Below are 18,380 nucleotides of genomic sequence, written 5' to 3' on the forward strand. Positions count from 1 at the left end.
CAATGCCGGCGAGAACCAAAAATCTGAATTCAATAATAAAACTTATGTCTAACGGTTACTACGGCCCCTACCAAAGCCGACTATTAAATTTTATATCGAAACAGTCCCGCCAAGTCGCTGACAATTGCGATCGAACTTGGCGTCAAATTAAAGAAGCAACTCTCACCGCTACCCAAATTCTGCTTTATCCCGCTTATTTGCTGGTGCAAAGTTCCCGACTGCTAGGCCGACAGTTGCGGGAATCAAGTCAAAAAGTAGATTTACCGGAACTGCAAGAATTTGTCGGGGACGAAAATCCCGATGGGCAACAAAATTGGTATCAGGGGGAAATTTCCGAGGAAAGTTCGATCACGGAAATTTTACACCTCGCCGAAAATTTACTAAACTCGTCGCAAACAGCGAAAACTTTAGCCACCTTCCCGCTGTTAATTAATCAGGGAAATGCTGCTAACGATTTACCTCCGGCAATCACTTTTAAGGGACAAATCACAAAGCATCAAACCACTTCCGTCTTAGAGTACCCGCTTGCTAAAACTGGATTAGAACCGCAACCGAAAGTTGAGGGAATCGCCAGTTTTATCCCAGCCCGCACTTTAGTATTAGTGGGAAAAGAAAATCAGATTTTAGATATTTTGACACCCGAACAGCAGGAACTGCTCGAAGGTCGCATAACTTGGGAAGTAGCAAACAGCGGGTCCGAACGGCGGGAAATTACCCAAAAAGAATTAAAATTTAATCTCGGTTTGGAGTCGGCAGCAAAAAAAGCGCAGTCGCGGCCGATGCGTCGTTTTTGGGAATTGATGGCCTGGCTTCAGACGAGCCCGGTTGCTCTGAAAAGAAATCAGTTTGGAGAATCAATCCTCGCCGTTAAAAAATCGATCGACCGCAATGCCATCCTAGTTCAAAAAGCCCGCCCGCAAATCGAAGCAAAAACCGCACAGCAGTCAATTGCGGCATCGAATTCGATCGACCACAATACCCCAAAACTAGAAACTAATTTTAACAGCAAGTTCGAGCATCGACCCCCTACTCCTCTCTCCTTTGTTACATTACTCGATCGCGCCGCCGTCAACCTCGAAGAATTTACCCTCCCGCCCTCGGCAAAAACAATCGCCGCACCCACAGAAAACCCCGGAGTCAAAATTGACACATCCGGCACCGAAACCAATTTAGATTTTTCCGCCCGCGACATCCTGGAAAAATACGCTCGAAACATCGAACAAGTTATTTGGTCGTCAGTAGACCACCTCCTGGGCAAAGAAACGGCAGCCAGTGATAATACGGAGAAATCAGTCGCAATTCAGTATTATTTGAAACAGCGACAAGGACAAGAAAACACGCAAATAAGCCCAGAGGTCGATCGACCGTGGCTGAAATGGCAAGACTTATTCGGGGAAGCAGCACCGCAGCATTTAATCGACGCAAGTTCCGAACCTCAGGCAGCAGTGCCAAGCCGTGTAGCACAAGCGGGTTCAAAAGTCAAGGAGGAAATGGCAGAATTAGGAGAATTGGCCGAAGGTCGATCGACCGCAGTGTCAATATCCCCGTACCCCGAAGCACTTCACCGCCTGCTGGGGCAGCTAAAACAGAGCTTGCTGACAAAAAGCCCAAAAAGTCAACCCCAAACAGCATCTGATTTATCTGCTGATTTAGCAGTTACTCAAAAAAATAGCTCTGCACTCGCAGCAGAATCAACCCCAGGGCGCGCGCCGGAAACCCAAGTGCCAAAAAACACAAACCCGAACACCCGACAAAACAACCAATCCCCAGCAGCAATCACCGCGCAAACCCGCAGATACACCCCCGCAACCCCCGCAACCCCCGCCGCAGCCGAACCAAAAAATCAGCACGCAGGCGTCCAACCCGAGGGCGAATACTTAGAAACAAAAGCAGAATCGATGGGATACATTAAGCACCCCCTAGAACAAGTGCTCGAATGGCTCGATCGAGTCATGCTGCGGCTAGAAAACATCGCCGAGCAACTATGGAATTGGGCAAAAATCAACTTGCCAAAAATCCTCAAAAGCAAAGATAAAATTGACTAATCTTTAGCTTATGATAAAAAAGTTGCCGCAACAGCAGCAAATCAGCTCAGTATTATGCCATCTTTGGAGACTCCCACAGTGCTAACCCTCAAAATCGTAGTTAATGTAGTTGTTTTATTTTTTGTTTCCCTGTTCATATTTGGATTTTTGTCCAATGACCCGGCCCGGAACCCCAACCGCAGAGACATGGAATAAACAATTTATCCCGGCCACTTGCTGGGGGCGCGTCACCGCAGCCCCTGCAACAGCCGACAAACCAGCAAAAATTAGTTGAACAAAACTTGACCTCGCACCAGCAGCGAGGTTATCTTGTGGCGAAAGCAAGTTCTGAAAGCAGCCATATTCCGGCGCGCCAAAGCCACTGCAAATTTTAGATATCAGATGAATGTTTAAACAGTTGCCTTATTAGATGCAAAATTTTCAATAATTTGCACCCTATAAAATCTAAAATCTAAAATCTAAAATCGGATGACTTACCTATTGTAACTATGCCCTATCCGGTACCGCCACCAGAACCCTCTGCCCTCATCTACATCGCCAAGCCAAAAAAAGTCGCCCTCACTGTGGCGGCCGGCGATGGAGACACCCCCAGCAACCTCGCAGAAATACCGGAACCCAGCCCAGATATCGTTCAGCCACCGCAGCCACCGGCCCCAGCAGAATCCGCAGCAGCACTCCTCGACACCACCGCAGCCACCGACCAGCCTCTAGAAATCGCCGACCCCCTAGCAGCAGTGGAAAGCGGCGACGCAGTGGTGGGATTTCAGCGTCGGGCTCCTGTGGGAGAAGCCGAAACTGCGGAAACTCCGAAAGATTCCTCGTTTACTGCTTACCAATTGGGCTCGGTAGAAAATGCCGTTGCGATTCGCAATCGAAAACGAACCGCAGAGGCGCAGAAACAACAGGAGAGAAATGTTGTCGGAAAGCAGGAAAGTTGGTATCAGGCCCAAGGCCGGCAGTTAGAAGATAATCCTCCCGAACCTGCGGAGATTCCCGTTCCAGAAGCCGCGCCAGAACCAGCACCAAGCGGGCAACAGCAGTTCGACATTCCCGCACCCAGCCCGGCCCCCGCACCCAGCACGCCCCCTGCGCCGACACCGAAACCTAAACCAGCCGCGCCGGGAGTCCGCACCGCACCTTCTCAGCGGACGGTGCCTTTTCCGGTGAGTCCGGCCGATATTATTGAAGTTAAGGCCGACAGCCAAGAATTCGACGACAAGCAGCAAATTGTGACGGCGGTTGGTAATGTTGTTGTGCGGTTCCGGCAAACTGTGATTGATGCCGATCGAGCGATCGTCAACTTAGTCACCCGCCAAGTGGTAGCATCCGGCAATGTCGCCTATACCCGCGGCCAACAAGTAGTGCGCGGCCAGCGGATGGAGTTCAATCTCGGCCTCAACAGCGGCGCAGTCGAACAAGCCAGCGGCGAAATATTCCTGCCTGCAGCAGGTAGCGAATTGACCCCCACACTGCCGACAGATATTAGTGCTGGAACGATTCTTGAACAGCCGCTGAGCGATCGAATTACCAGCCAGCAGCCCCTGCGCGGAGTCAAATCCCCCGGCGCTGCTACAGTGACTCTCGGCGGTGGCGGACAGCTAGCAGCCCCCCGAGTGACCGGCGCCGTCAACCGCGTCCGCTTTGAAGCAGAACGCATCGAACTGCTGCCAGACGGCGCGAGGGTAGCAACCAACATTCGGATTACTAACGACCCGTTTTCCCCGCCGGAATTTGAATACAGGGCCCGGACGGCGACGATTAGAAGGATTTCGCCCACGGCAGAGGAATTAGTCACAACTAAACCCCGCTTGGTGTTCGACAACCGCGTGAAAATACCCGTGTATCCCCGCAGGCAAGTGTTTGACAGCCGGCAGCAGAGCGGCCCGTGTTTGACTTTTGGCTACGACGGGGGCGAAAGAGGGGGTTTGTATGCCGAGTGCGGTTTTGAGGTGTTGCAAAACGGGCCGGTGCGGCTGACTCTGACGCCACAAATATACCTGCAGCGGGTTGTGGCAGAGCACGGCGGTAATCCGTTTTCTCCCGACAGCTACGGGCTGAAAGCAAGGTTGGGCGCTAGTCTGGGCCCGCGCACGAGGCTGGACGGATCGGCCATATTTCTGAGTTTTGAGAATTTCCCGAACTTGCCGGAAGACAGCTTTAGGGGCAATTTGCGCCTGCGACAGTTGATCGGCACTCACACTCTGGCAGCAGAATACAGTTATCGCGATCGACTGTTTAACGGTTCTCTGGGCTATCAAACCGTGCAGAGCAGCCTCGGGGCAGTCCTCACTTCCCCAGTCATCCCACTCGGAGGCACTGGCATCAATCTCAGCTACCAAGCTGGGTATCAATTTATCAATGCTGACACCGATCGAGCAGACTTGCTCGAACCAGTGCGGGAAAACAACCGCGTCGATCTGGGGCGTTCCCAAGTCAGCTTCGCCGTAAGCCGCGGCTTCAACCTCTGGGAGGGCGAACCGCTGCCCCGCACTCCCACCCAGGGTTTGAGGTATACGCGGACGCCGGTGGTTCCTTTCTTGCAACTGGCCTTGGGACTCCGGGGAGTTGGCACTTATTACAGCAGTGGCGACAGACAAAATTCCCTCGCCGGCAGTGTCGGCATTCAAGGGCAGTTCGGTCATTTCTCCCGCCCTTTCCTCGATTACACTGGGTTTAACGTGACTTATACCCAGGTGGGGCGCGACGGTATCTCGCCGTTTTTATTCGATCGCTTAGTAGATTTGAGAGTTTTGTCTTTTGGGCTTGTCCAGCAAGTTTACGGAGGCTTTCGAGTCGGATTTCAAAGTGCTATTAATTTAGAAAGCGGGGAACCAATCAGTACGAATTACACTGTAGAATACAGCCGCCGCAGCTACGCAATCATTTTGCGTTTTAACCCTGAGCGTCAAGTCGGCAGCCTGACTTTTAGAGTTAGCGACTTCAACTGGAATGGGACTCCCGAACCTTTTTCCGGGGACGCGCGAACTGTAGAAGGAGGCGTGCGTTTATCCGATTAATTCAATGGGCTAATTGGGCATTGGTCATTGGGCATGGCGAATTGGGAATTGGTAATTGGGTAATTAGAACCAAAAGACAACAGTCAACAGTCAACAGTCAACAGTCAACAGTCAACAGACAACAGTCAACAGACAACAGTCAACAGATAACAGTCAACAGTCAACAGACAACAAATGACAGAAGTGACCGCAATATCTGCACAAGCAGCGGCTCTGCTGGTTCACTACGGTTTTGACCTAGGTGGCAAAAAAGCCGAGAAATTGGCGGGTGAATGGCTGACCAAGTATCCCGGCTATTGGCTGCGTTTAGCAGTGGTTGAAGCGCTTTATCAAGGCCGCTATAAGGCTGTTTCTGTGGGACAGCTATTGAGTATGTGGCATCGGATAGGTCAACCTCTCTATCATTTCAATCGCGAGTTTGAACGCTTGGTCTGCAATAATTTTCCTCAAAATTTAAACTGGGAAAGTGCTACTCAACTACCACCGGAAGATATAGTTTTATCGAACCCGGAATCGGAAGTAACTGTCGCAGAGTTAGATTTGCATGGGCCGTCAGAGGCGCAACTTGATGTGGCGCTTCATGCAGAAGTCCCAAACACAGATGCCGAGGAACCAGCCAAATTGTCCGCAACCGACGATCGCACAAAAGAAAATACAGAATTTGTAGTATATGAAGATGTGGCTGTTACCGCCCTCGCCGATCGAGCCGAAGCCGAGCAAAAATTAGAGGATAAACCTGTGGCCAAATCCTTCCCAGTTGTCAAACACACAGATTTTCATACCAAGTTAAAAGCCATTGCCCGAGAAGGCCGAAGAAAGAAGGGAGAAAGCAGAAATAGGGTGTAAACTTTGAGAACTAGAGAGTTATTTGTCACTCTTCAGTTTTGGGACTGACTCCCATCCGAATTTCCGAACAAAAAGATGCTTGTTCGGTACCGTTAGCTTGCTTAACAACGCTCGTCCGCAGTCGCAAGTTAGGCATGAGATACCACAGCCTTTCTTCTGCATGGAGGGTGTCTGATTCTGTAATCAATGTCAGTACGTCGTCGCCCATCACGTAGCGACTGTTACCCTTATCTTGCAAGACTTTGCCTTCGCTGGGATTGTCGGGATTTGGGACTATCGCTAATATTGTAGAACCGATTTGTTTAGGTTTGTCGCGATCGGGAACACCGTCCCAACTAATCCGAACGCTAGTTAGCCCAGTTGAAGCCGGGTTAATCGAGTGTTGTTGGCAAAGTTTGACGACATCTGCATCGCTCGCTGTCAGTATTTCTATTTTGAGGTCAGATTTACCGGCCTGCAATTCCCCAGAATTGAGATTGTGTACGGTACGCTGGGAAAACCATTTGCCTGCACTTAACTCGAAAAACTCGATAACATCCATGAAATTTGTCTCTAAACTCAATAGTGCTTTATTTGCGATCGTGACTTGCGCGCTATGGAGTCAGAAAGCCGCTTTCTTCCTGCGTACCTAGCGGTCAAACCAATGATTTTGTCTAGAAACCCGGTTTAAGAGTGCAAGTCGTTTTCTATATTTTAGAGGAAGGGGGCGCACCTGCAAAGCTTTCTGAGAGCTTTGGGTGAAACAAATTGCAGATGCCGTTGAGGTAGCAAACCCAACCAGGGGGACATCTGCCTCGCTGATGCGGCCGACTTGACAGAAAATTAGAGCATCCGCCATCATGTTTCGTTATAAAAAGTCTTTTTCGCACTTTAAATAAGGATTGCGATACCTAAAAATTATTAAGTTTGACAGTGTTGATCGATCGACTATCGTCGCCCAAATACCAGCTATGCTAAGAAAAACAACGATATATGTGAGCTTTTGTCGATCGATCGGTAAATTGGGCGTTGTTGAGTTGAATTATATTGGCGGCGATTTATTGTAATCGCACTGCTTGAAAATTCTCAAAGCAGACTTCGACTAAAAAACCAGCAATTCATCAAACCATCACCAAACCGAGGACAGCAAGCCCGTAGCACATAGCATTCAAATATGTCATGCTAAGTCAAGAGAAAAGATTCTCGATCGGCTTTTCGGTAGGGTGCAGCTAGCGATCGTATACATTTAAAAAAGACATCCGTAAATTTATGAGCGAGTTTACACAAGGGCTGGATAAAATGCAGCCTGCAGAACAGACGCACTACCTGGGAATATTGCCCAGTCAGTTAGCAGCGACTTCAGACTCCGAAAAATTATACAGCTTACTAACAGATTACAATTTTATTGAAGCCAAGCTGTCCACATCCGGAGTACAAGCACTAATAGAAGATTACGATTTAGCAACAAGTCCCGATATTATAATTTCAGACCAAAAAGCCGAACAACTCAAATTAATCCAAGAAGCAATTCGGCTGTCTGCCCACATTCTAGCCACAGATAAAACCCAACTACCCACCCAACTAATTGCCCGCTTGATGTGCTTTGAAAGTCCAGAAAATCAAGCACTGCTAGCACAGGCACAACACCAAACAACCCCCTGGCTGCGACCGCTAACGCCCAGTTTTACCCCTCCTGGCGGGAGATTGCTACGCACCCTCACCGGACATACAGATTGGGTACAAGCTGTAGCAATCACCCCCGACGGTAAGCGGGCCATTTCTGCTTCCTCCGACCACAATCTCAAAATTTGGCACTTAGAAACAGGAGAAGAACTTTCCACCCTCAAAGGTCATCTTACCTACGTCAATGCTGTAGCTGTCACCCCCGACGGTACTAAAGTAATTTCCGGTTCTTGGGACAATACCATTAAAATTTGGGATTTAGAAACTGGGACAGAAATCTTTACCTTTGCAGGCGATACTTTTGCCGTAGAAGCAGTAGCAGTAACTCCCGACGGCAAGCGAGTAATTTCAGGTTCTTGGGATGGCAGTATTAAAGTTTGGGATTTGACAAGTAGGGAAGTAATTTTTAACTTCAAAGGTCATAGCAGTTTTGTCCAGTCGGTAGCAGTAACTCCTGATAGCAAACGGTTAATTTCCGGGTCGGGAGACAACAGCATGAAAGTCTGGAACCTAGAAACCGGAAGAGAACTTTTTACTCTCACGGGTCATGAAGACTGGGTAAAAAGTGTAGCAGTTACTCCCGACGGCGAACTCATAATTTCCGGCAGTTACGACGGAACTGTTCAAGTTTGGAGTTTGTCTGAAATAAAGCAACTTTTCACTTTAGGAAAACACAGCAGTTTCGTTCAAGCTGTGGCAGTCAGCCCCGACGGCAAACGAATAATTTCGGCTTCCGGCGACAAAACGCTGAAAGTTTGGAATCTGGAAACAAAAGAAGAACTTTTCACTTTTACCAATCACATCGCCCCAGTGAATGCTGTGGCTGTTACCCCCGATGGCCAGCGGATAGTTTCTGGTTCCTCTGACAAAACTCTCAAAGTTTGGCACTTAGAAATAGGCAAAGAAAATTTATCATTTGCAGGTCACGATGACTGGGTAAATGCTGTAGCAGTGACGGCGGACGGTACGAAAGCGATTTCCGGTTCAGGAGACAACAGCATTAAAGTCTGGAATCTCAAAAACGGACAGGAAATTTTTACTATTCCCGGTCATAAAGATTGGGTAAAAGCGATCGCAATAACACCGGATAGCAAGCGAGTAGTTTCGGGTTCCGGTGACAAAACTGTGAAAGTTTGGAATCTAGAAACCGGACAAGAAATCTTTACTTTCACGGGTCATACAGACTGGGTAAATTCTGTGGCAGTCACTGCGGACGGAACGATGGCGATTTCCGGTTCGGGAGACAAAACTATTAAAGTTTGGAATCTAGAAACAGGAGAGGAACTTTTTACTTTTTCAGGTCATGAGGACGGGATAAAAGCTGTGACCGTTACTCCCGACAGCAAGCGGATTATTTCGGCTTCCGGCGACAAAACTCTGAAAATTTGGAGTTTGGGAAAAGAAAAGAATATTTTCGCATATTTATGGAATTTAGCCGTCAAAAATCTACTTTTCACTCTCAAAGGTCATGAGAGTTTTGTGAATGCTGTGGCGGTTACGGCCGATGGCAAATGGGCGATTTCGGGGGGGCGGGAACCCAATTTGAAAGTTTGGGATTTGTCAAGTAGAAAAGAAGTTTTTACTTTGGCAGGTCATGCTGATGCGGTAACATCTGTGGCGACTATGGGAACCAAGGCAATTTCTGTTTCGGACGATAATACTCTCAAAGTTTGGGATTTGTTAAGTCGAGAATTAATTGCTAGTTTCAGGGGAGATAGTGCTTTGAAAGCTTGCGCTATTGCACCTGATGGGGTGACCATCGTAGTGGCGGAAGCTTCGGGACAGGTGCATTTTTTGAGCTTAGAAGAGGGGAAATAGTCATTAGTCATTAGTCATTAGTCATTAGTCATTAGTCATTAGTTATTATGCCGATCGCACTTTTGCTAAAATTTAAAAGTGCGATCGCTCTTTTCCCCCATCTAGTTTACAATTGTTCCGGGTCAATTCCCATCGCTCGCAGTCTTTCTGCCAGTAAAGCAGCCCGCTGTTCGGCTTGTTCTGCCCGCAGTCGTTCTTGTTCTGCCCGCTGTTCGGCTTGTTCCAAGCTGCGAGAAACCTCCTCATAACTTGTAAACGGTTCGCCATCAGGGCGATAAATTTGCAACTCTTCACCCGACAAATCAAAGCGAATTCCCAGTCGGGGACTGACCCAATTTTCGATCGCATCAATTACGTCCAAACGCCCCTCTGAACGCATCCAACCGCTAAAATCGTTGCGTTCCGGGTCGTACAGGTAATATTCCTCTACCCCGTGGCGATCGTAAAATACCTGTTTTTTATTCATTTCTGTTAGCCTGTTACCGGGAGAAAGAATTTCAAACACTACTTGGGGCGCGATATTTTCTTCTTCCCACTGCTTGTAAGAACCCCTATCTCCTTTCGGTCTGCCAAAGACTACCATCACATCCGGGCCGACGCGAATCTTGTTATCTCCTTCGACGGGATACCACAGCAAATCCCCCGCGACAAATACATTCGGGTCATCGGCAAATAGCCAAGCTAAATTTTGTTGGATGATGAGTATCCAGCGAAATTGTTTGGTATTGTCAGACATTGGTTGGCCGTCGCTGTCGGGGTAAATTACATCAGATTTTTGAGGGGATTTGAGTTGAGTTACCATAACTGTTGTCCGGGGTTAAGGACTGTTGAATTTAATTTTAGCTGTTTCGGAAACTAAAAAGTGCGATTCTCTGCGGGATAGCTACGCCGCGCGTGCTTTTTCATCCAACCAAAAACACCCCAATTTCTAAGTTAATTCGTCTGGGTTAATTCCCATTTCTCGCAACCGTTCCACCAAAATCTGCCCTCGGCGCCGTTCCTCTTCTAAAGCAGTTTCTGCAAGTTCTGCCCGCTGGCGTTCTTCTTCTAAACTGGTTTCTGCAAGTTCTGCCCGCTGGCGTTCTTGTGCTGTTTGCTGGCGTTCTTCCTCTAACAGTTGACAAATCTCAACGTAGGAGAAAAACCTCGTTCCATCCGGTCGATAAATTTGCAATTGAGAACCCGATAAATCGAAGCAAATTCCCAATCTAGGACTCGCCCAATTTTCCATTAATGCGATCGCATCTAACCCGTCTTCTCCCCGCAGCCACCCTCTCAGTTGGTTATTGCTAGGATTGTAAATGTAATATTCTTCAACTCCGTGGCGATCGTAAAATAGCAACTTCTTCTCCATTTCATCCTGCGTGTTGCCAGGAGAGAGAATTTCAAACACAACTTGCGGTGCAATTCCTGACTCATTCCACTGCTGGTAAGAACCGCGTCTCCCTTTCGGTGTGCCGAACGCAACCATCACGTCGGGGGCATTAACAATATTCGGTCTTCCCTCGATTGGATACCAAAACAAATCACCCGCTACGAATACCTTCTCGTCATTAGCATACATCCATTCTAAATTTTGTTCGATGACGAGAATCCAGCGAAATTGGTCAGTATTATTTGCCATTGGTAAGCCGTCGCTGTCGGGGTAAATAACTTCTTGCTGAGTAGGGGATGGGATTTGAGTTACCATAACAGTTGTCCGGGGTGAAAGACTGTTGAATTTAATTTTAGCTGTTTGGGAAGGGTTAGAAGCGCGATTCCCTACGGGATAGCTACGCCGCGCGTGCTTTCTCAAGCCAATAGCCTATTCCTCTTTCTCCCCCTCTCTTCCTCTGCGCCCTCTGCGCCCTCTGCGGTAAAAAATCTCATTCACAAAAAAGCACATCGAAAATAGGGCGGACACCGCCCGCCCTACCCAACTACTTCCTCTGCAACTTCACCCCGCGAATCGAATAATCCAAAAGCTCAATTGGGTGCATTAAAGTAACTTCCTTTCCCTGCAACTCCAAATGCTTCTTAATTTGCAAAGAACAACCCGGATTAGAAGAAGCAATCAACTCCGCCCCAGTATTCAGCAAATTCTCCACCTTTTGCACTCCCAATTCATCAGCAATATACGGCTGAAGCATATTATAAACCCCCGCACTCCCGCAGCACAAAGCCGCATCCACAGGTTCTTTTAACTTCACTCCCGGAATTTGTTGCAGCAACAGACGCGGCTGCAAACTAATCTTTTGCCCGTGCAACAAATGACAAGCATCCTGATAAACAATTGTCAAATCTCCATCAATCAAAGGATTGAGTTTCGCCGTAATTCCCGCACTTGCCAAAAACTCTTGCACGTCCTTAACATTAGCAGCAAATTTCTCAGCTTTTTCCCGATATTGCGGGTCATCTGCTAAAATATGACCGTATTCTTTCAAAGTATGGCCACACCCAGCAGCGTTGATAATCACAAAATCAACGCCAGTATTTTCAAAGCTATCAATCATTTGTCTCGCCAAAGCTTTCGCCTGTTCCGCTTGGCCTTGGTGTTCCGGCAAAGCAGCACAGCATCCCTGACTTTTAGGAACCACCACCTCGCAACCGTTAGCCGTCAAAACTCGCACCGTAGCCTCGTTCACTGGCGAAAATAACAGCCGCTGCACGCAGCCTAAAATCATGCCGACTCGATAGCGTTTCTCCCCTTGTGCCGGAATTACCTCTGGTAAATTATCCCGGAAAGAATCGACAGTAACTTTCGGCAAAATTGATTCCATCGCCGCCAAGCGGGGAAATACTTTTTTCAGCAAGCCTGTTTTGCGGACAAGTTTTGGCAGTCCTAATTTTTGATAAATAAACAGCGGTACAAGCAAAGGCCGCAATCTGTGAGGATAAGGGAAGAGATTAAAAATCAGAGTACGAATTACATTGTCCGAAAAAGTGCGTGGCTGATTTCTAGTAACTTGGTGGCGAGTTGCGGAAATTAATTTGTCGTATTGAACTCCAGACGGACAAGCTGTTACGCAGGCCAAACAGCCCAAACAAGTATCGAAATGCTGTGAGGTTGCTTCGTTTAAAGGTGCGTCGCCTTCGTTAATTGCATCCATTAAATAAATGCGGCCTCTGGGCGAATCCATTTCTTTGCCAAGTACGCGATAACTCGGACAAGTTGACAAGCAAAACCCGCAGTGCACGCAAGTATCGATTAATTTCGGATCGGGCGGATTGTTGGCGTCGAAACCTGGGATTTCGAGGGTTTCTAAGTGGGGATTTTGTGCTAGAAAATTGCTTTCTTTGGCAGGTCTTAAATCGTCGCTGGGAACTTGAGATTTTTCTGAAGTTTGCATAATATATTACCTAATTGTTTTGGTTCGTAGTAAGGACTTTAGTCCTTTCAAATTGCCAGCCTAAATCCATCAAGCCAACAAAAACTTCTCTTCTCTTCTTTTCTCTTCCTTCGCGCCTTCGCGGTTTGTTAAAAACAAATCTAATTCACAAATAGACATCTCCCGCCAAGCCAGTATTGAACAGGCAGGATGCCTGTTCCAGAAGAATTACTCCAGAGCTCTAATGATTTAGACCGGAATTCAATAAAAACTGAACTCCTTACTACAAAATTTAAACTAAATACCGCTGATAAAACGATGTGGACTCAAAAGATTTTCCGGGTCAAACTGCTGTTTAATCCGCTGCATTAAAGCGATCGCACTTCCAGTATAGCCCCAAACATCTAACTGTTGCTTGATGTCGGTCGGCGCTGCTAAAACAGTCAGAAAACCGCCTTTCGCTTCGCACCCCCTGCGTACCTGCAACAGCGTTTGGGCCGTCGCCTTCTCAAACCGCAAAACCCCCAAACCGCTGCCTGCATGAATCCAAGCGTCCTGTACCGGCAATTCGTTAAGGGCCGTTACAGCTTCCGACGGTCTGATTCCTATTTTGCAAATAATTGCCGATTTTGTGCCAGAATCCCACATTGTTTCTGGCAATCTTTGCCATAACTGATGCTCATCATTCTCCCAGCAGCTAGCGCCTTGCAAACCAAACTTTTCGCCAACTTCCAGCAAGCGGGCTGATTGTTGTTTAACACTTTCTGCGATACTTTGAAATCTGACGATTAATCCCGTGCCCTTTCCTAAGCCTAATTGTGCTACTAAATCAGGTGACACCAAATCAACGGCTGTCGGAGTCAAAGCAGAGGATAATAAGATTTGAGCCGTTTGGGACAAAGCATTAATTTCCCCTGTCAGCACTACGGTTCCCGAGGATTCAGGCAGCGGATAAACTCGGAAAGTTACTTGACTGATGACGCCCAAAGTGCCGTAAGCACCAGTAAACAGTTTCATCAAGTCGTAACCGGCGACATTTTTAACAACTCGACCTCCGGCTACCGCAATTTTACCGTCCGATCGCACAAAGGTAATTCCCAATAGCAAATCGCGCACCCCGCGATAGCGATGCCGCAAGGAACCCGCATCAGCAGTAGCGACAATGCCGCCCAAAGTTGCCTGTTGCGGATATGCTGGGTCGATCGGCAAAAATTGACCTGCTGCTGCTAAAATTTGCTGCAAATCCGCAAACTTCATCCCCGCTTCCGCAGTCACGGTTAAATCGCCCACAGCGTGCTGTACAAGTCGATTGAGGCGCGAAGTGCTGACAGCCACAAGCCCGGCTGCATCAGGAGATACCCCTAAATCCCCCTTCAAAAGACCCACTTTGACAACATCTTGCTCCCCCCTTGTTAAGGGGGGCTGGGGGGGATCGGAGTCTAATTTTACTAAACCGCCCCAATCAAGTTTGCTGCCACTGCCACAAGGCAAGACTGCACAGCGAGTTTGCCCAGCCCAAGCAATGACAGCCGCCAGTTCTTCCTGAGTATTCGGGTAAACGGTACAATCTATTTTCGTGTCGGGGGCAACTGCTTTTTCTACCCGTTCTTGCCAACATGGCTCTGTATCTTGCCAGCGACAGATGCCAGCAGTCCCGACAATACTTTCTAATTCTTGTGTGCTTACGTAATTTTCGGTAGAAAAAGATTTCATGAAGGTTATCAGACGCCCGGTAAGAAAAATTATCAAAACACTGCCTAAAACCATTAAATATTAATACGGGGCCGATATTCAAAACATGAAAAAACAAATGTCTCAAAACCGAATTTCTCTGGGAATTACCGGTCTCAACGAAGTGATTGGCGGTGGCCTAATTCCTCAACGCTCTTATTTGGTGCGCGGCGGCCCGGGTACTGGCAAGACTACACTGGGCTTTCACTTTTTGGCAGCAGGTGTGGCTGTGGGAGAAACGCCCCTGTTTATTACTTTAGGAGAACCCGAAGCGCAATTGCGGGCCAATGCCACAAGTCTCGGTTTTGATATGGAAGCGATGGCGTTCCTGGATTTGAGCCCATCGTCAGAATTTTTTACAGAAGTTCAGACTTATGACATTTTCTCCCCCTCCGAGGTTGAGCGAGAACCGACTACACAAAAGATTATTGAGCGAGTCCAAGCTGTCAAGCCACAACGGGTGTTTTTGGACGCAATCACTCAATTTCGCTACTTAGCTGCGGATGAGTTTCAGTTTCGCAAGCAAGTTCTGTCTTTTCTGCGGTTTTTGGTGGAAGGGGGGGCGACGGTGGTGTTTACCTCCGAAGGCACATCAAGTGCTCCCGACGACGATTTGCAATTCATCAGCGACGGAGTAATTTATTTAGAACTATTGAAAGAAGGACGCGCCCTGTCTGTCACCAAGCTGCGAGGCTCCAACTTCCGCAGCGGCCGCCATTCGCTGCGCCTGACTCAGGCTGGTATGGAGGTATTTCCGCGACTGCTACCGGACAACTATCAACAGGATTTTGTTGCTGAAGCAATTTCTTCTGGGGTTCCAGAAATTGACGAACTACTGCACGGGGGACTGGAACGGGGGACAGTGACGGTGATTACCGGGCCTAGCGGCGTTGGTAAAACGACGGTGGGCATTCAGTTTATGAAGGAAGCAGCAGGAAGGGGGGAGCGATCGGTAGTTTACATTTTTGAGGAGTCAACTTCAACTCTGCAGCGCCGCTGCGAATCAGTTAACATCCCGGTTGGGGCGATGATGGGGCAAGGAAGTCTTTCCGTGATACCCGTGGAACCTCTGCTGTACTCGCCGGATCAGTTTGCCTGTATGGTACGCCAGGAGGTAGAGCAGGAAAAGACGCGGATTGTGATGATTGACGGTATTTCTGGCTATCAGCTTTCGATGCAGGGGCAAGATTTGGTGCACAATTTGCACGCTTTGTGCAAGTATCTCAAGAATATGGGAGTCACCGTTATCTTGATTAATGAGATAGAAGCCATTAGCGGAGATTTTCGGCTGACCGAGATCGGGATTAGCTATTTGGCGGATAATCTTCTGTTTATACGCTATCTGGAACGCCAACTGGAGAATAGGACAGAAATCCGCAAGGCGATCGGAGTAATTAAAAAACGAGTCAGCAATTTCGAGAGAACTCTGCGAGAACTCCAGATTACTCGCTACGGCATCAAAGTCAGCAAACCGATAGGGGGGCTGCGCGGCATTTTGAGTTCGGCGCCGGTGTGGATTGAGGGGGGAGTAGATGAAGATTGAATCGGGATTTGTGCTGCTGTTTTGGGGCAATTGCAGCTAATTTGGGAGCCGTGAATCTACTAATTAGTAGGGGGGCACCTCACCACTAGCTTTAGTGCGCGCACCGCGCACCTCACCACTCGCCTAAGTTCTGGAAAACTTAAATATATTGGTAAATTTGTGTATTTTTCGACTTTTATAGCAGTTTTCGCTTCTATGAAATACAGTATGGGGACAGGGCGCGGGGCCGTGTCCCGTGTCAGATCATCTGTACTTCACTCAACTGAAAACCAATGTAATCCCTCGCCGGAAAGTAAGCTAATACCAGATAAAAAAAGAATCCAACTTTAGACCACATCCCAACCCATATATAATCAGTCGGGAGCATCTCAATGAAAGCAGCCAAGCCCAAAATTGGAGTTAGGAGCCAGGAGTCAGGAGTCAGGAGGAAAGAGTCAGAAGGAAGCAGGAAGAAGAAGTGTTTTTACAAATATGAGATGCTCCCAATCAGTCACTCCCCCTTCTAAAATCTAAAATCTAAAATCTAAAATCTAAAATGGTTATAACCCGTATTCACAGGAAGCTGATAAATGACTGGCACTTCAATAATTTTAGCCGTAGACCGCAATCAGCGAAACTTGGAACTATTAGCACAATTTCTCAATAAAGAAGGATACCAGATGATCGCGGCTTATAACTTTGAAGAGGTTGCACAAGCTATCAGTCAGCCTGCTAGGATCGGGATGGCTTTAGTAGATATTTCTGGTTTCGATCGCCGGATTTGGGAGTGCTGCGAACAACTGCGAAATCACCAAATCCCTTTTCTGATACTCTCGCCCAAACAAAGCGCTGCTATTCAGCACGAAAGCCTCTGCCACGGTGCTCGGAATATGTTGGTAAAACCTTTGATCGTTAGAGATTTGCTGGGAATTGTTCACAGCTTGCTAGGAGAACCTGCGTGAGTAACATTTTATTGCTTGTCGAACAGAAAGAAAATCGCCGCTTGTTATTAGAATGGCTAGCAGTTTATTATGAGGTAGTGCTGCCAAACTCAACCGAAAATAGTGATGATTTTTTACCCTTTAATCAATCTTTTGACCTGGCGATAATTGACGGTATTGCCCTGAAACGCCATTGGCAATGGGTGGCCGCCCAAAAAGAGGCAGAGCACCCGGTATGCTTGCCTTTTCTTTTGATTACATCACGTTCGGATGTAGGGATGGCAACGCAGTTTATTTGGCAAAGTATTGACGATTTGATTATCGCTCCGATCGAGAAGATCGAATTGCAAGCGCGGGTGGAGATTTTGCTGCGATCGCGCCAGTTGTCTTTAACTCTCAAATTGTCTCACGACCAACTCGATCGCACTCTGCAAACAGCCCAGGAACTCAACGAGATGAAAACATCTTTGCTGTACATGATTGCCCACGACGTTCGCAATCCTTTGAATTTTATTATCGGCACTACACAACTTCTTAAAAAGTACAAATTGACATTAACAGAGGAGAAAACAGAAGAACTTCTAGACAAAACTCAAGCCGCCGCCAAAGGCATCGATCTGTTATTAGATGATGTTCTGCTGCTGGGGCGTGTTGAGTCAGGAAAAACCGGGTTTTCCTTGCTACCGATAGACTTAGCAAAGTTTTGTAATGAGTTAGTAGGGGAATTTCAGAACAGCCTGAAGTTGAAACCTGAAAATGATCGGGTGACGCTAATTTTTATAAATAAGCATCCATCCGCGATGGCGTGTTTGGAGGTAAGCTTGCTCCGGCGCATTCTGGGCAATTTGCTGTCAAATGCTATTAAGTATTCTCCCCCAAATACCGAAGTAATCTTTGAATTAAAAGTTACTGAAACTGAGGCTGTTTTTTCGGTACAGGATGCAGGAATTGGCATACCTGCCGCCGACCAAGAACGGTTGTTTGATTCATTTTACCGGGCTAAAAATGTCGGTCGAATTCCCGGTACTGGACTGGGGCTGAGCATTGTTAAAAAATGCGTGGACTTGCACGGTGGCGAAATTACTTTGATCAGTGAAGAAGGCGTCGGCAGTATATTTACAGTAACCCTGCCGATCGCCAAACCTGCAAAAAATCAACTCTCGCCTGCAACGCCTTAAACTAGATGCAGGCCGTATATTGGGATAGTCATCGATGAATTTGACGATCGGGTGAGGCTATAGGTGGTAGTGTGACCATGAGATGTATCCTCAAAAAACTGATAACAGCCGATCGTCAAGTGATGAAATTGAGCAGCGTCGTTCCAGAAGTGATCAACGAGCGGGATAACTGGCGATCGACGAGCGGGAGAATTGGCGATCTTTCCTCAAAGCTCGATCGACCTCGTAATAAATGTTGAACGCACCCAAAAATAATTAGATACTATACAAAACTTATCCCGAGTTGCCAGACTTTATATTTCTGAAAAAAAG

At 47.6% G+C, this 18,380-nt stretch carries 14 protein-coding genes; 9 read left to right on the forward strand and 5 right to left on the reverse strand.

The annotated features are described in order from the left end of the window. Window positions 1–44: 44 nt before the first annotated feature. From D0A37_RS01985 to D0A37_RS02005, 4 genes are all read left to right on the forward strand, one after another. A complete protein-coding gene (locus D0A37_RS01985) occupies window positions 45–2,045 on the forward strand; it encodes a hypothetical protein (protein WP_242720477.1) in 2,001 nt (666 codons plus the stop codon). A 78-nt stretch (window positions 2,046–2,123) separates the two neighbouring features. Continuing rightward, the gene (locus tag D0A37_RS01990; protein WP_039887172.1) at window positions 2,124–2,240 is read left to right on the forward strand and encodes a photosystem II reaction center protein I; all 117 of its coding nucleotides are present in this window, start codon (window positions 2,124–2,126) and stop codon (window positions 2,238–2,240) included. A 293-nt stretch (window positions 2,241–2,533) separates the two neighbouring features. Further along, window positions 2,534–5,062: a DUF3769 domain-containing protein gene (locus D0A37_RS28840; protein ID WP_278187135.1), complete on the forward strand. Its 2,529-nt coding sequence runs from the start codon at window positions 2,534–2,536 to the stop codon at window positions 5,060–5,062. Between the two features lie 174 nt (window positions 5,063–5,236). Continuing rightward, complete coding sequence (locus D0A37_RS02005; protein WP_242720479.1) at window positions 5,237–5,908, forward strand: hypothetical protein; 672 nt, start codon at window positions 5,237–5,239, stop codon at window positions 5,906–5,908. Window positions 5,909–5,933: 25 nt separating this feature from the next. Here D0A37_RS02005 and D0A37_RS02010 read toward each other — a convergent pair whose 3' ends face one another. Beyond that, entirely contained in the window at window positions 5,934–6,449 is a 516-nt protein-coding gene (locus tag D0A37_RS02010) for a phycobiliprotein lyase (protein WP_242720480.1), read from the reverse strand. Window positions 6,450–7,156: 707 nt separating this feature from the next. Between D0A37_RS02010 and D0A37_RS02015 the strand changes: the two genes are divergently transcribed. Beyond that, window positions 7,157–9,388, forward strand: coding sequence for a hypothetical protein (locus tag D0A37_RS02015; RefSeq protein WP_242720482.1), 2,232 nt, complete (start codon window positions 7,157–7,159; stop codon window positions 9,386–9,388). 106 nt (window positions 9,389–9,494) lie between these two features. On the opposite strand, the gene D0A37_RS02020 is transcribed toward D0A37_RS02015, so the two are convergent. The 4 genes from D0A37_RS02020 to D0A37_RS02035 all read right to left on the reverse strand — a co-directional run bounded on the left by D0A37_RS02020 (window position 9,495) and on the right by D0A37_RS02035 (window position 14,409). Further along, window positions 9,495–10,190, reverse strand: a complete 696-nt coding sequence (locus D0A37_RS02020) for a Uma2 family endonuclease (RefSeq protein ID WP_242720484.1) — start codon at window positions 10,188–10,190, stop codon at window positions 9,495–9,497. 126 nt (window positions 10,191–10,316) lie between these two features. Continuing rightward, the gene (locus tag D0A37_RS02025) at window positions 10,317–11,078 is read right to left on the reverse strand and encodes a Uma2 family endonuclease (RefSeq protein WP_242720486.1); all 762 of its coding nucleotides are present in this window, start codon (window positions 11,076–11,078) and stop codon (window positions 10,317–10,319) included. 229 nt (window positions 11,079–11,307) lie between these two features. Then, window positions 11,308–12,717, reverse strand: a complete 1,410-nt coding sequence (locus tag D0A37_RS02030) for a (Fe-S)-binding protein (RefSeq protein ID WP_242720488.1) — start codon at window positions 12,715–12,717, stop codon at window positions 11,308–11,310. A gap of 276 nt (window positions 12,718–12,993) precedes the next feature. Continuing rightward, complete coding sequence (locus tag D0A37_RS02035; RefSeq protein ID WP_242720490.1) at window positions 12,994–14,409, reverse strand: FAD-binding oxidoreductase; 1,416 nt, start codon at window positions 14,407–14,409, stop codon at window positions 12,994–12,996. A gap of 97 nt (window positions 14,410–14,506) precedes the next feature. Between D0A37_RS02035 and D0A37_RS02040 the strand changes: the two genes are divergently transcribed. The 4 genes from D0A37_RS02040 to D0A37_RS02055 all read left to right on the forward strand — a co-directional run bounded on the left by D0A37_RS02040 (window position 14,507) and on the right by D0A37_RS02055 (window position 18,307). Further along, window positions 14,507–15,970, forward strand: coding sequence for an ATPase domain-containing protein (locus D0A37_RS02040; protein ID WP_242720492.1), 1,464 nt, complete (start codon window positions 14,507–14,509; stop codon window positions 15,968–15,970). 569 nt (window positions 15,971–16,539) lie between these two features. Next, a complete protein-coding gene (locus D0A37_RS02045) occupies window positions 16,540–16,911 on the forward strand; it encodes a response regulator (RefSeq protein ID WP_242720494.1) in 372 nt (123 codons plus the stop codon). Continuing rightward, complete coding sequence (locus D0A37_RS02050; protein ID WP_242720496.1) at window positions 16,908–18,068, forward strand: ATP-binding response regulator; 1,161 nt, start codon at window positions 16,908–16,910, stop codon at window positions 18,066–18,068. Before D0A37_RS02045 ends, D0A37_RS02050 begins: the two co-directional genes overlap by 4 nt. A gap of 77 nt (window positions 18,069–18,145) precedes the next feature. Then, entirely contained in the window at window positions 18,146–18,307 is a 162-nt protein-coding gene (locus tag D0A37_RS02055) for a hypothetical protein (RefSeq protein WP_242720499.1), read from the forward strand. The last annotated feature ends 73 nt before the right edge of the window (window positions 18,308–18,380 follow it).

Source organism: Microcoleus vaginatus HSN003, assembly GCF_022701255.1.
GTDB classification, from domain to species: domain Bacteria; phylum Cyanobacteriota; class Cyanobacteriia; order Cyanobacteriales; family Microcoleaceae; genus Microcoleus; species Microcoleus vaginatus_B.

Bases quoted from the DNA above. Each gene is read 5' to 3' on its own strand.
- D0A37_RS02040 (WP_242720492.1), top strand. From the start codon at position 14,507: ATGTCTCAAAACCGAATTTCTCTGGGAATTACCGGTCTCAACGAAGTG.
- D0A37_RS02015 (WP_242720482.1), top strand. From the start codon at position 7,157: ATGAGCGAGTTTACACAAGGGCTGGATAAAATGCAGCCTGCAGAACAG.
- D0A37_RS28840 (WP_278187135.1), top strand. From the start codon at position 2,534: ATGCCCTATCCGGTACCGCCACCAGAACCCTCTGCCCTCATCTACATC.
- D0A37_RS01985 (WP_242720477.1), top strand. From the start codon at position 45: ATGTCTAACGGTTACTACGGCCCCTACCAAAGCCGACTATTAAATTTT.
- D0A37_RS02025 (WP_242720486.1), bottom strand. From the start codon at position 11,078: ATGGTAACTCAAATCCCATCCCCTACTCAGCAAGAAGTTATTTACCCC.
- D0A37_RS02020 (WP_242720484.1), bottom strand. From the start codon at position 10,190: ATGGTAACTCAACTCAAATCCCCTCAAAAATCTGATGTAATTTACCCC.
- D0A37_RS02035 (WP_242720490.1), bottom strand. From the start codon at position 14,409: ATGAAATCTTTTTCTACCGAAAATTACGTAAGCACACAAGAATTAGAA.
- D0A37_RS02005 (WP_242720479.1), top strand. From the start codon at position 5,237: ATGACAGAAGTGACCGCAATATCTGCACAAGCAGCGGCTCTGCTGGTT.
- D0A37_RS02010 (WP_242720480.1), bottom strand. From the start codon at position 6,449: ATGGATGTTATCGAGTTTTTCGAGTTAAGTGCAGGCAAATGGTTTTCC.
- D0A37_RS02055 (WP_242720499.1), top strand. From the start codon at position 18,146: ATGAGATGTATCCTCAAAAAACTGATAACAGCCGATCGTCAAGTGATG.
- D0A37_RS02030 (WP_242720488.1), bottom strand. From the start codon at position 12,717: ATGCAAACTTCAGAAAAATCTCAAGTTCCCAGCGACGATTTAAGACCT.
- D0A37_RS02045 (WP_242720494.1), top strand. From the start codon at position 16,540: ATGACTGGCACTTCAATAATTTTAGCCGTAGACCGCAATCAGCGAAAC.